This is a genomic window from Pseudoalteromonas sp. 0303 (genome assembly GCF_013349995.1).
Lineage (GTDB): Bacteria > Pseudomonadota > Gammaproteobacteria > Enterobacterales > Alteromonadaceae > Pseudoalteromonas.
In genome coordinates this window covers 80,943-92,966 of sequence record NZ_JABVXF010000019.1, presented here as the reverse complement: position 1 = coordinate 92,966, position 12,024 = coordinate 80,943, and the positions used below count along the sequence as shown (strand labels likewise).

Sequence of the window (12,024 nt, the reverse complement as noted above, 5' to 3'; positions counted from 1 at the left end):
AGAAAAAAGAAAATGGCAGGGCTAGACGATGATTATCGCTCAACCCTGTTAGAATCTGGGATTAAAATGCGCTAGCCGTGCTTGAAGATGCTGACCACCAGCTTTTGGTTGCTATTGTGCCAGTTAGCCAGCAAGTTAACCTTAAAATGCTAGCAAAAGTGGCAAAGGTTAAAAAAGTACAGATGGCTCCACAACAAAAAGTCGAAAATACCACAGGTTATATTTTAGGTGGGGTGAGCCCGCTAGGTCAGAAAAAGCGCCTTAATACCTATGTGCATCAATCTGCAGATAGCTTTGATGTGATGTATGTTTCAGCAGGTAAACGAGGCCTTGAGATTGCTTTGGCACCTAAGGATTTATGCAGTTTATTAAATGCTAAGCTGGCAGACTTTTAGCAATGTATTTTTGGTAGGTTATGCCAGCGGGTTGTGTAATGAGGCGATAAGTACGCGCGCTTCATATGCCAACGGGTCGTTGGAGTTTCGCTGGCTATGGCAAGGGTACCCACGCCATAACGGGTGTTAATGCTATCAAGACACTTCATCAGTTTTGGGTTATCGATAGGCGCTTGAAATAGATCAGGCTGCTGAAACATTTGGCTTGATAACTCAAGAGCACCGATACCACATTTATAAAATCGTACCCCAGGTTTATAGAGATGATCAAATACCTCGCTAATAGCATTGGCGAACACACAGCTATCGGCGGTGGCGACACTAAACTCATAAATATAGGACTTTTTATAATAGCCATCTTGGTGAGGAGAGCTGGCCACAAACATTAATAAGCGTTGAGTTTGTGAGCCTTGCGCACGTAGTTTTCTTGCCACAATCACACAATGATTGATCAGTGCTGTTTTCAGCGCTGTGGCGTCAGTGATACGCTCCCCAAAGCTACGAGTCGAAAAAATCTCTTTTTTGTCTTGGCGTACTTCATCCCAGTCTAAACAGCTTTTACCACGTAACTCGTTCACTGTACGCTCTAAAACAATACTAAACAGGCGCTTTATTTTTCGTGGTTCTTGTTCGGCTAAATCAAAGGCTGTATTAATATTCATTGCTTTGAGTTTTTTAGCTAAGCGTCGACCAACGCCCCAAACATCTTGTACGTCCATGGCTTTTAAAATGGCTACTCGTGAAGGTTCTGAATCAATCACTGCAACGCCATCAAAGCCGGGGAGTTTTTTCGCTGCATGATTGGCGGCTTTGGCTAGGGTTGCTGTTGGGCCAAATCCAACACCGACAGGTAGCTTTGTTTCGCGCCATACGGTACGGCGAATATCATGGCCATAGCGATGCCAATCATGGATAAGTTTTTTGAAACCAGTAAAGTTTAAAAATGATTCATCAATAGAGTATATGTGCTGATTATCGCAAAAGCGGCCAATCACGTTCATCATCCGCTCGCTTAAATCCGCATACAGCTCATAGTTAGATGAGCGGATCACCACTTGGTTATCTTCGAGTATTTTCTTTACTTGAAAATAGGGCTGAAATTTTGGAATAGCCAGCTTTCGTGCAATAGGGCACACGGCACAAATACAGCCATCGTTGTTAGTAAGAACCACGACCGGTTTACTACGAATAGCTGGGTCAAATACTTTTTCGGCGCTGGCATAAAAGGCCACCGCATCGACTAAGGCGTACATGCTAATAGCTCTTTACTACTGCGATGTAAGCGAATTGAGCGAGTGACCACGCCTTCTAATTGAAATTCATCCGATTGGCGTAGTTGCACTGCAGGGTATTTAGGCGAGGCTGATAATAGCTGGGCATTGTGTTTATCTAATAGCTTACAAACAAATAAACCATTTAGATTCGCGACAATGACATCGCCATTTTTAACATCTTCGGCGCGATCAACCAGTAATAAGTCACCATCAAAAATCCCCACACCTTGCATTGATTCGCCAGAGGCAATACCAATAAATGTTGCATCAGGGTGTTTAATCAATAGCTGATCTAATGATAAGCCTAGCTCTTTGTATTGTGCTGCCGGTGATTCAAAACCACATACGCCAGCTTCGATATAAATAGGAATAACACGCATAACAAAACCACTACACTGTACGTTTGTACAGTATAGTGGTTTGTGGTTATCTTGCCAATAAGATCACGGGGTGTTGTGATTGATATTTTCGATCATGGTTGTGGCAATAGCGATAAAATCACGTACTTGCTGATCAGTTAAACCGTGGCAAAGTTTGGCATCAACCTCTTGCTCTGCAACTTCTAAACGCGAGAACAGGGCGTTACCTTGCTCAGTAAAGGATAAAATTAAACAGCGTTTGTCATTTTCGTCAGCACATTTAGAAACCAGTTCAAGCTTTATAAGCTCTTTTACTAAGCGTGCTATTTGTGCTTTATCACGACCTGTTTTGGCAACAATATCATTGGCAGTACAGTGCTGTGTTTCGGCAATGATATGTAAGCAGCGTACATGCAGTGCGTTAAGACCAAGCTCGTTGGCGTTAATGGCTTCGCGAACAGTGACACGGTAACTTTGTGCCAGTGTAAATAAAGCAGAAGAAAGAGAGGTTTGTGGCATGGTTCACCTAAGTTAAGCAAGTTTGCATTAGTTGACAAAGTCAATTAAAAGCGTATAGTTGACTATATCAACTATTGGGGCGTTGTGCAATTTAACCAGCTAGGAGACCAAGATGGCTAGAAAAGTTCGTCGTGCAAACGTATTAAGTACTACACGTATTTCCCCGCATCTACAAAGAATTGTTGTTGGCTCAGAGGAGTTTGCCGATTTTCCACAAGATGCAAAAGGTGCGTACGTAAAGGTATTACTCCCGCATGCCGGTGAATCTAAGGTTGAACTTGATTTACACGCTGAGCATCCTGCATTAATGCGCTCTTACACTATTCGTGATATCAACCCAATTAACGGTGCAATTACCCTCGACTTTGTGGTTAACCAACATCAAGGCGTGGCAACCAACTGGGCACAAAATGCGTGTGTAGGCGACGAGGTAGGCATAGCAGGCCCAGGCCCTAAAAAACTCACTGATTTTACGCAAACACATTATTTAATGCTGGCAGATTTAACCTCTGTAAATGCAATCAATGGCTACTTACAAGCCCTGCCACAAGATGCCACTGTCGATGTCATTATTCATGTTGCTGATAAAGCCGACATCATTGAACTTGAGCAAATTAAAGCACATACCCAACACAGTGTTGAATGGTTAGTTACAGATGAGCCAGAAACCGATCTGCTCGACCAAATAACACGCTTATGCGCAGGTTATAACACGCAACCTATGGTGTTTATGGCGCTAGAAGCAAATTTGGTGAAGGCAATTCGCCGTTTAATTACAAGCAGTTTTGAAATTGATCGTGAACACATAGTTGCATCGGCCTATTGGAAGCGTGGTATTGATGCCGATGGCCTAAAGGTGGAAAAACAGCAACAAAGCCGTGCCTAATTAGCATTTGAAAAATAGCCATTCGCTCTCATTAACTAAGTTTAAAGAGTTAAACTTTGGAGAGCGAATGTCAGATCTTAGCAACACACCTTTTTCATTGCTTGAATTGAGCCCAATGAAAGAGCATGAAACCGTTTCGCAAACACTAGCTAACAGTGTTACCTATGCACAAACAGCCGACAAACTGGGTTTTAATCGGTTTTGGATGGCAGAGCATCATAATATGCGCGGTATCGTGTGTGCCGCAACTTCAGTACTAATAGGTCATATCGCAGGTAAAACTCAGAATATCCGCGTAGGTGCAGGTGGGGTGATGTTACCTAACCATCCACCGCTGGTGGTTGCTGAGCAATTTGGCACCCTAGAGAGTTTATACCCCGGTCGCATTGATTTAGGTTTAGGCCGAGCACCAGGTAGTGACCCAATTACCAGCCGTGCTTTGCGCCGTGACGAACAACGCGCTGAACACTTCAATGATGAAGTAACGGAGCTGCAAGCTTTACTTGGCCCATATAAAGGTGACTCTCCAGTACGCGCAATCCCAGGTGAAGACACTAATGTCCCAATCTGGTTACTGGGCTCAAGCCTTTATAGTGCGGGGCTTGCTGCTAAAAAAGGTTTGCCATATGCATTTGCGGGTCATTTTGCGCCACGCTTTGTTGAAGATGCCATAGCATTGTATCGCAGAGAATTTCAACCATCTGAGGTATTAGATAAGCCATACGTCATGCTTGGTTTGCCTGTTGTTGCCGCTGACACCGACGAACAAGCACAGTTTTTAGCAACCACAGCGAAACAACGTATCTTAGCACTTATGCGCGGCAAGCCACTTTGGCTTAAAGAGCCTGTTGCAACAATGGAAGGATTGTGGACAGCGCAAGAAAAAATGCAAGTAGAAAGCTTTTTAGGGCTTTCAGTTGTTGGCGGTCAAGCGAGCGTTAAGCATAAGCTGAGTATGATTAAACAAACGCTACAGGTTGATGAGTTTATTTTTACAAATGACCTGTATGAATTGAGTGACAGACAACATGCGCTGGAAATATTAGCAAGCATCATGCACTAATACGGTTTAGCAAATAGTTAATGCGTGTAATGAGTTTTTATGCGCATTGCTTAAGCCCCGACACTCATTTATTAAACGGTTTTATAGATTAAATCAATTTATATAATCCGTTTTAAGGATTGAATTTAACTTTATACAATACATTTATTAACTATTACCCTAGGAAGGTGCACCGTGAAATCTCAAACAATTGCCGCAGTAGAACCACAAACAAAAACAGCATTAATCGCTGAGGGTGGTGGGCAACGAGGGATTTTTACCGCAGGTGTACTCGATGCGTGGTTAGAAAATAATTATGATCCATTCGATTTATTCATTGGTACATCAGCAGGCTCACAAAACTTAACAAGTTATTTAGCGCGTCAAAAAGGCTATGCAAAACGTTTGATCAGAGGCCTTTCTCGTCATAAACGTTTTTTCCAACTTGGCCGCGGGCTGTTTGGTAAAAGCATTGTTGACCTTGATTGGTATTTTGATAAAACCAAAGAGGTAAACCGTGCCCTTGATTTTAAAACAGCAACACAAAGCCTAGGTAAACGCGAACTGTTGATCACAACCACTAACGCAGCTGATCGTAAGCCCTATTACTTGAGCCCAAATGGTGAAGATACGCAATGGTTGGCCTTGTTAAAAGCATCAAGCGCATTACCCTTTTTATATAAAGACGGCGTTAACTTAACACCTTGGTTAACAACCAAGGCCGCAAACGATGCCATTATACAAAGCTCTAATACTGATTTAGTGCATGATATGTATTTAGATGGTGGCTTAGCTGCACCTTTACCTGTGAAAGAAGCTTATAACCGTGGTGCTCGTGATATTGTGGTTATTAGAACTGTTGATGAAAACTTTCAAGTACAATCTGAATGGGTAAATAAGTTAAAGTCACTGGTTTGCGTATCAGGTTATTGCCCTAAAACCATTGATTACTTGGTTCAACACGAACAAGCTTATCAAGATGAACTGGATTTCATTGCCAACCCACCAAGTGATGCCCGTATCACGCAAATTTTTGCAGGCGATAAATTACGCAGTAAGCTACTGGGTAGCACAGACTATGATCTTCGTTATGATCACAAATTAGGCCTAGCGGCAGGTCGTGCCTTTTTAGAGAAGCAACTGCTAAATTAGTTGGTAGCAGGCTCAGTTAATTAATCCCATTGCCTACTTGAGATATTTGTAAATAGAGTTAAAGTGGTTAGCTATTCATTTTTTGTGATTTTTTATCTACAAGAACAATAAAGGCTTACCATGTTTAACAGTGCTGTATCGACAATCAATGGTCTTCTTTGGGGAGAAGGCCAAATTCTTATCTATATTCTTCTGTTTGCTGGGATCTGGTTTTCGGTAAGGCTAAAAGCGATTCAATTAGTTAAGTTTCGCCATATGTTCAGCCTATTAAAGTCGAGTAGCAGCACCGATAAAAACTCAATCAGTTCGTTTCAAGCTTTATGTACAGGTCTTTCAGCACGTGTAGGTACTGGTAACCTTGCAGGGGTTGCCGTTGCAATTTCGTTAGGGGGCAGCGGTGCAATATTTTGGATGTGGGTGATTGCCATTTTGGGCATGGCCACTGGTTTTGCTGAGAGCGTACTTGGGCAAGTCTATAAAGTTAGGGATGCCAATGGCGAGTTTAGAGGCGGTCCTGCTTATTATATTCAGCAAGGCTTAGACAGCAGAGCGCTTGCAGTGTGTTTTGCTTTTTGCTTATTCCTTGGTTATGGCTTTACGTTTAGTGCCATGCAAACGAATACCATTACCGATGCCCTTAATTACGCATTTGAAATTCCAACTTTGTATTCAGGTATTGTGATCACGATACTGGCAGGCTCTATTATTTTAGGTGGCTTTAAAGCTATTGCCCGCTTTGCTGAACGCATTGTACCACTCATGGGCATATTATTTGTACTCGCCGCCATTATTATTACTTTATTGAATATCGGTAAAGTGCCTGCGATGATTGAAGATATTTTACTCTCCGCTTTTGGCTTACAAGAGGCCGGCGCAGGGGCAATGGGCGCAGCAATTAAAAATGGTATTCAGCGAGGGCTTTATTCGAATGAAGCCGGAGCGGGGAGTGTGCCGCATGCATCTGGCTGTGCATCACCCGTACCAAATCACCCAGTCACTCAAGGCTACATTCAAATGCTAGGGGTGTTTTTCGATACCATTGTGCTGTGTAGCTGTACGGCAGTGATTATTTTATTAGCTGACATTGATATTAGTGGCGAAATGGAAGGAATACGCTTAACTCAATCTGCGATGACAGCACATATGGCCGCTGGGGGCATTTATTTTGTGGCAGCTGCAATTTGTTTATTTGCATTTACTTCTGTGGTTGCAAACTATGCCTATGCAGAAAGTAACCTACATTTATTTAAACTAGATAATAAACTCGGCCGAGGTATTTATACCTGTTTATATTTATCAATGATGATTTGGGGCGCATCGGCCACCATTAAACAGGTGTGGGATCTTGCAGACATTGCTTTAGGTTTAATGACAGTGGTGAACGTTATCGCTATCATACGCTTAACGCCAACCATCTTATCTGTGACAAAAGACTATCATAGTCAACGTGAAGCAGGACAAGAACCTAGTTTTGATTCTGAAAAAGTGCAGGTTCAAGGTCAAACAGAACAAGGGATTTGGCGCAAATAAGCTAAAACAATAACGAGAAAAGTAACCATGATAGATATTTATGCAGGGCCTAGTGCTGCAAAAGTAATTCAAGAGCAAGGCCTGTCTGCCGATTTGTTTAATACCTTTTTAGGAGCAAGCGGCGGGCCCAAGTGGTTTACATTATTTGGTTTGGATAAATATCTATTTGGTGAGTTTTTTAAAGGCCGTACCACACCTTTAAACTTATTAGGGTCAAGTGCCGGGGCATTTAGATCTGCTTGTTTTGCACAAAATGACCCTGTTGCTGCAATATCTCGATTAGCCAAGTCTTACTCTGAAACACGCTATTCATCGAATAAAGCAAAACCAGAAGAAATAACAACAAAAGCGCGAGAGTTATTAAGCATAGTTTTTGCTGAAAATGGTATTCAAGAAATCATTAACAACCCTATTTTTAAAGCCCACTTTATAGTTGCAAAATCGAATGGCTTTACAGCATCAGAAAACAAAGTGATGCAGTTAATGGGTTTATCTAAAAGCTACTTAGTCAATCGAATGAATAGACGTTTGTTAAGTAAGCAATATGAACGTTATGTATTTCAGCCTGCGGATAGTCAGTTATCTTTTTCCGATAATAATACTTTCAATACCCATACTATTGAGCTAAGCGAAGATAATTTAGCGGATGCGTTACTTGCTTCAGGCTCTATTCCATTAGTCATGCAGGGTATTAAAAATATAACAGGAACACCGCCTGGTATGTATCGTGATGGCGGTATTATCGATTATCACTTTGACTTAAGTATTCATAATGACGGGCTTATTTTATATCCGCATTTTAATAACAGCCCTAAAGCAGGTTGGTTTGATAAGAGCCTAAAGCGCGGTATTACCCCGAGTAACTATGATAACGTAGTGATGATCACTCCATCAGCTGACTTTGTTGCTTCATTACCTTATGGCAAAATCCCTGATCGTAAAGACTTTACAGAACTTGATGCTGATACACGCATTAAATATTGGCAGCAGGTATTCAAAGAAACAGAACGGCTAGCAGAAGCATTCGATGCGGTGTGTACTAATAAGCACACACCGAAAATAAAGCTTATTAAATAGTATTGCTTTCGCTACTTAAACTGATTAATCAAGGAAGTTTGCTCTGTCACTTTACTGAGGAGCGCTTCGCAAAGTTGCTGCGAAGTATGGCCAAGCTCTGTACACTCATGAGCAAAGTCTTGTGCTGACGTTAAGTTGGTAGCAATAACTTGGCTTGCTGTGAGTTGTTCGTTCATTGCATGCGCTATGATGCTATTGAGTTCACTTAGTTTGATAGACTGAGCTTTAATATGGTCTAAACTATCACCACTTTGATGTGCAAGCTCAACACTTTTAGCCGACAAATTAAGTCCATCTTGCATGGCAAGTTGTGCTTGTTTTGAGGCGTGTGTGAGCTGATTTAATACATTGTTTATTTCTTCTGTGGATTGCTGAGTACGTGAGGCCAATGCACGTACTTCACCAGCAACAACGGCAAAGCCACGGCCATGGTCGCCTGCTCGGGCAGCTTCGATGGCCGCATTTAAAGCAAGTAAATTAGTTTGATCAGCAATGGCGTTTATCTCAGATAAAATTGCTACGATGTGTTGATTGCCTTCAATTAAGTTTTCTACTTGGCTACTCGCTGCTTTGAGTTTTTCATCAAGCTCACTGATTGAAGTTATCGTTTGTTTGACCGCAAGTGAGCCTTGTTCGGTTGCTTGATTTGACTCTTCGGCAGCTTGATTCGATTGCATTGTACTCGATGAAAGCTCATTGATTGAAGCCGTCATTTGCTCTGTGGCAACAACAATTTGAGAGACTTCATCTGTTTGTTTATTTAAAAGTTCAGTCACGTTATGACCAGACTCTGCACATTGTTGCGCGTTGTAATTAACGCCCATGGTCACATCATTTACACGACCAACAACCGCTTTTAATTTAGCTTGTTGCATCTCAAGGGCAAGATGTAAAAAGCCAGATTGATCATTAGTACCAGAGTAGAGGTAGGCCATTAAAGGGTTATCAAACACTTGTTTTGCTTTATTTATAAGCGCTAAATATTTTTGACGCCAAAAATACATAAGCCCATTAGCTGATGCTAAAAATAGAACTAGTAGACAATTAAAAATATCGAATCCAGAGCTAAAAACGGCAGCCAGCGAACCTAAAAAACTAATGAATAATAGGGCACTTATGTAAAGAGTGGAATCGAACTTGGCTGCTGTAGCATGAGATTTTTGATTATTGTTTATTTTAGCGTATTCAGCGGTCGCTCTTTGTACGACATCATCACTTTGTTTAGTTCTGACTGATTGAAACTCAACGGTACGACCACTTTTATCTTTAATCGGTGTTACAAAGGCATTAACCCAATAATAATCACCATTTTTACAGCGATTTTTAACAGGCCCCATCCAAGATTGACCATTTTTTAGATGTTGCCATAAATCAGCGAAAGCCAGTTTTGGCATATCAGAGTGACGAACAAGGTTATGAGGCTTACCTACCATTTCGTCTAGTGTGAAACCAGCTATTTTACAAAAATCCTCATTTGCATAAGTGATATTACTCTTAAGATCGGTAGTTGATAAGAGAATTTGTGAGTCTGAAAATTTAACTTCATTTCTTTTTATTGTTTGATTTTTCACGTTGTAATGACCTTCACCACATATATGCAGTTTTAAATTATAAGACGATGATTCTATGAATAAACGAAATGGTGAACAGTGATTTTTGAGCTAATATTGTTCTATGTCAATTTATCGTTAACTTAGTAAAAATTAACTAAGAAATTTCTGTTTTTAAAAAAGTTTCTCAATAAAATGGAGGGCGTTTTAGCCTAGAGCGGTGAGCTATCGTTGAGAAATTTAGGGGGGCTGTGTTTATAATAATTAGTTGTTAGTACAGGTTGGGCCCTTAAGTTAAGCCCAACCGAGAAAAAAATAACAGCAAATAATGTTAACTTCTAGGTAAACTTAAAAGAATAGCTCCATCATCTAAACTTTTGTAGTTTATGCCAAAATTCTCATTCAAAGAAGATAATAACCCAGCAACGTCACCCGTTTTAAATACACCTGCAACACGCACTGATTTTAACTTATCATCTTCTTCCAAGCGGATGCTCATTGAAGTGTAACGCTCAATTTCAGCCATAACCTGTTCAATAGGCTCTCCGCGGAAAATTAACTTACCTTTGCGCCAAGATAATTTTGCTATTAGATCCTCATTATTAATTTTTTTGACTAAAACGGGTGCTTCCCCCTTTAAAGCAACATCGGTTGCTTCACCTTTAGAGACTATTTGTGACTTTGCAGATAGAGTAGGTTCTGCTGCGGTATTAATCTTTTCTAGTTTAACTTTACCATCAGTAACTATAAGCTCTATTTCATTTTCTTTACGTTGAACACTAAAGGCAGTTCCAACCGCTTGGAAGCGGTTATTATCTACAATAACATCAAGTGGTCGACTCTTGTCATGGGCAACATTAATATGAATTTCTCCTTGTTGTAAATCAATGACTCGCCGAGATTTAGTAAAGTTTATATTGGCAATAGAGTTTGTATTAAGTGTCAACTCACTACCATCGACTAAAGCAAATGTTTGGCTCTTTCCAATGCCTGTTTGAAAAGACGTGTTTAAATTGACGAGCTGAGTGCTTTTTACAACTTCATTAGACATAAAGAAAGTTATATAGAATGAAACAATAACTAAGCTGGCAGCCGCATACAGATATTTTTTATAAGACGTATTCTGCTTAGTCGTGTTTGGAAATAACTCTGAAAGCCTATTTAATTCATCTAATTTGTCCCATAAAGAGGCGACTTCAAAAAGCTCACTTTTATTTAATGGATCCTCTTCTAGCCATGTTCTAAGCTCTGCATATTGCGAATGACTAAGGCCTTTATCTAAAAAAGTAACCCATTCACACGCTGCTTCTAGGCGGGCTTCTTTCACTGATTTACTGTTAAAATTTACGACATTATTCATGTGTTGCTCCATGTCGATTCTGTGTTGAACTGTCAGAACTAACGAAATGCTCTCTTTCTCTCATAAAAAGAGTACATTTTTTTAAACCTAATATGATGTGCTTTTCTACTGTGCTCTCGCTGATATTACATTGTGTTGCTATTTCTTTTTGGGTATACCCATAAACTTTTTTTAACACAAAAACTTTTCTACATTGTGGCGGAAGCAGCCTAACTGCTTCACAAAAATCAGCAAATGCTTTGTTGTTAATGACATTTGTATAGGATGGATCTTGATCTTCAAATTCAAATGACTCTTGAAATGCATCAGTATCAAGTTCATCCACTAGCTTTGTTTCTGAACGTTTTAGATGATCATAGGCTAAGTTTTTAGCTGTTCTAAGCATATAAGATTTAGGACAATCAATTTTTGTACTTTGATCTACCTGGCAAATTCTTACATAAGTTTCCTGCACGATATCTTCAACTTCTTTTGGCGGTACAATACGAGAAACAACCTGCGTGATAGTTTGTTTTGTAGATAAGAAGACCTTTAAAAGCATAGGTTCTAACGTCATTTAATAAATTCATCATAAAAGCTTAGTTCAAATAAGACGATTAAGTTTCAACTATCCTCTAGTTAAATTCAGATATTTTTAGCGATTTAGATACTTCAGTTTTGAAAATTAAATTACTTTATTGAATTTTAATGAAAAAATTAAATATTACTATATTTGAATTAGAGAAATTAATTTATAAGCGATTCTTTAAGTTTGAAATTTATGAATTTTCCTAGTTTAGATCGTTATGGCGAATTAATATTTTTTGCTAAATTTGTACTACTAACATTTCGCTGAATATTGGGTTAAATCCAAGATTAAAGTTTGGAGTTGTTTTTTATT

Annotated in this window: 11 protein-coding genes and 1 pseudogene; 6 read left to right on the top strand and 6 right to left on the bottom strand. The window is 39.9% G+C overall.

The window, feature by feature from the left end; genetic code table 11:
• Window positions 1–77: 77 nt before the first annotated feature.
• A pseudogene (locus HUS62_RS13565) lies at window positions 78–395 on the top strand (YbaK/EbsC family protein); the annotation flags it as partial.
• Here HUS62_RS13565 and HUS62_RS13560 read toward each other — a convergent pair.
• The 3 genes from HUS62_RS13560 to HUS62_RS13550 form a co-directional block, all read right to left on the bottom strand.
• Window positions 392–1,648 (bottom strand): Y-family DNA polymerase, encoded by a 1,257-nt coding sequence (locus HUS62_RS13560; protein WP_175079962.1) that lies wholly within the window; start codon window positions 1,646–1,648, stop codon window positions 392–394. The pseudogene HUS62_RS13565 and the gene HUS62_RS13560 sit on opposite strands and share 4 nt — an antisense overlap.
• Window positions 1,636–2,049, bottom strand: coding sequence for a LexA family transcriptional regulator (locus HUS62_RS13555; protein WP_054552219.1), 414 nt, complete (start codon window positions 2,047–2,049; stop codon window positions 1,636–1,638). Before HUS62_RS13555 ends, HUS62_RS13560 begins: the two co-directional genes overlap by 13 nt.
• A gap of 63 nt (window positions 2,050–2,112) precedes the next feature.
• Window positions 2,113–2,547: a MarR family winged helix-turn-helix transcriptional regulator gene (locus tag HUS62_RS13550; protein ID WP_175079961.1), complete on the bottom strand. Its 435-nt coding sequence runs from the start codon at window positions 2,545–2,547 to the stop codon at window positions 2,113–2,115.
• Between the two features lie 112 nt (window positions 2,548–2,659).
• On the opposite strand from HUS62_RS13550, the gene HUS62_RS13545 reads away from it, so the two are divergent.
• The 5 genes from HUS62_RS13545 to HUS62_RS13525 all read left to right on the top strand — a co-directional run bounded on the left by HUS62_RS13545 (window position 2,660) and on the right by HUS62_RS13525 (window position 8,234).
• Complete coding sequence (locus tag HUS62_RS13545; protein ID WP_175079960.1) at window positions 2,660–3,433, top strand: siderophore-interacting protein; 774 nt, start codon at window positions 2,660–2,662, stop codon at window positions 3,431–3,433.
• Between the two features lie 67 nt (window positions 3,434–3,500).
• Window positions 3,501–4,496 (top strand): LLM class flavin-dependent oxidoreductase, encoded by a 996-nt coding sequence (locus tag HUS62_RS13540; RefSeq protein WP_175079959.1) that lies wholly within the window; start codon window positions 3,501–3,503, stop codon window positions 4,494–4,496.
• A 174-nt stretch (window positions 4,497–4,670) separates the two neighbouring features.
• Window positions 4,671–5,627, top strand: a complete 957-nt coding sequence (locus tag HUS62_RS13535) for a patatin family protein (protein WP_175079958.1) — start codon at window positions 4,671–4,673, stop codon at window positions 5,625–5,627.
• A gap of 120 nt (window positions 5,628–5,747) precedes the next feature.
• Complete coding sequence (locus tag HUS62_RS13530; RefSeq protein ID WP_175079957.1) at window positions 5,748–7,157, top strand: sodium:alanine symporter family protein; 1,410 nt, start codon at window positions 5,748–5,750, stop codon at window positions 7,155–7,157.
• 27 nt (window positions 7,158–7,184) lie between these two features.
• The gene (locus tag HUS62_RS13525; RefSeq protein ID WP_175079956.1) at window positions 7,185–8,234 is read left to right on the top strand and encodes a patatin-like phospholipase family protein; all 1,050 of its coding nucleotides are present in this window, start codon (window positions 7,185–7,187) and stop codon (window positions 8,232–8,234) included.
• 11 nt (window positions 8,235–8,245) lie between these two features.
• Here the strand turns inward: HUS62_RS13525 and HUS62_RS13520 are convergent, their stop codons facing one another.
• The 3 genes from HUS62_RS13520 to HUS62_RS13510 form a co-directional block, all read right to left on the bottom strand.
• Window positions 8,246–9,805 carry a PAS domain-containing methyl-accepting chemotaxis protein gene (locus tag HUS62_RS13520; RefSeq protein ID WP_175079955.1) on the bottom strand — a complete coding sequence of 520 codons (1,560 nt, stop codon included), beginning with the start codon at window positions 9,803–9,805 and terminating at the stop codon, window positions 8,246–8,248.
• A 310-nt stretch (window positions 9,806–10,115) separates the two neighbouring features.
• Window positions 10,116–11,144, bottom strand: a complete 1,029-nt coding sequence (locus tag HUS62_RS13515) for a FecR family protein (protein ID WP_175079954.1) — start codon at window positions 11,142–11,144, stop codon at window positions 10,116–10,118.
• Complete coding sequence (locus HUS62_RS13510; protein WP_175079953.1) at window positions 11,137–11,700, bottom strand: RNA polymerase sigma factor; 564 nt, start codon at window positions 11,698–11,700, stop codon at window positions 11,137–11,139. The genes HUS62_RS13515 and HUS62_RS13510 overlap by 8 nt, the downstream gene beginning before the upstream one ends.
• Between the last annotated feature and the right edge of the window lie 324 nt (window positions 11,701–12,024).

Bases quoted from the DNA above. Each gene is read 5' to 3' on its own strand.
- HUS62_RS13545 (WP_175079960.1), top strand. From the start codon at position 2,660: ATGGCTAGAAAAGTTCGTCGTGCAAACGTATTAAGTACTACACGTATT.
- HUS62_RS13540 (WP_175079959.1), top strand. From the start codon at position 3,501: ATGTCAGATCTTAGCAACACACCTTTTTCATTGCTTGAATTGAGCCCA.
- HUS62_RS13515 (WP_175079954.1), bottom strand. From the start codon at position 11,144: ATGAATAATGTCGTAAATTTTAACAGTAAATCAGTGAAAGAAGCCCGC.
- HUS62_RS13560 (WP_175079962.1), bottom strand. From the start codon at position 1,648: ATGTACGCCTTAGTCGATGCGGTGGCCTTTTATGCCAGCGCCGAAAAA.
- HUS62_RS13510 (WP_175079953.1), bottom strand. From the start codon at position 11,700: ATGACGTTAGAACCTATGCTTTTAAAGGTCTTCTTATCTACAAAACAA.
- HUS62_RS13525 (WP_175079956.1), top strand. From the start codon at position 7,185: ATGATAGATATTTATGCAGGGCCTAGTGCTGCAAAAGTAATTCAAGAG.
- HUS62_RS13555 (WP_054552219.1), bottom strand. From the start codon at position 2,049: ATGCGTGTTATTCCTATTTATATCGAAGCTGGCGTATGTGGTTTTGAA.
- HUS62_RS13550 (WP_175079961.1), bottom strand. From the start codon at position 2,547: ATGCCACAAACCTCTCTTTCTTCTGCTTTATTTACACTGGCACAAAGT.
- HUS62_RS13530 (WP_175079957.1), top strand. From the start codon at position 5,748: ATGTTTAACAGTGCTGTATCGACAATCAATGGTCTTCTTTGGGGAGAA.